Origin of the sequence: Tritonibacter sp. SIMBA_163, from assembly GCF_046535935.1 — a bacterium.
GTDB lineage: Bacteria > Pseudomonadota > Alphaproteobacteria > Rhodobacterales > Rhodobacteraceae > Epibacterium > Epibacterium scottomollicae.
In genome coordinates this window covers 1-232 of record NZ_JAWJBP010001438.1, presented here as the reverse complement: position 1 = coordinate 232, position 232 = coordinate 1, and the positions used below count along the sequence as shown (strand labels likewise).

At 69.0% G+C, this 232-nt stretch carries 1 protein-coding gene; it reads right to left on the bottom strand.

All coding sequences use genetic code 11. The features are described 5' to 3' along the window. On the bottom strand, positions 1 to 232 hold a 232-nt coding region (locus tag R0J92_RS27045), incomplete at both ends, for a hypothetical protein (RefSeq protein WP_411053953.1).

The window sequence follows — 232 nt, the reverse complement described above, 5'->3', positions numbered from 1 at the left end:
CGCAGCGCTTGATGATAGAGCGCGATCTTGTCGCCGACCTCGTCGATGCTCTGGACCAGCAGGCGGGTCAGCACATTGGCACCGACGAGGCCCGCCTCGCGCCAGGTCTCCGGGTTGCCAGCCGTCGTGACCCAGACGGCCAGGTCATCGGCAACGGGGCGCGGCTGGGTGATCACGCTGTGGGTGCAACCGTCCTGCCGCGGAAAGGCGACCTCCTCGCCGCGCCACAGCT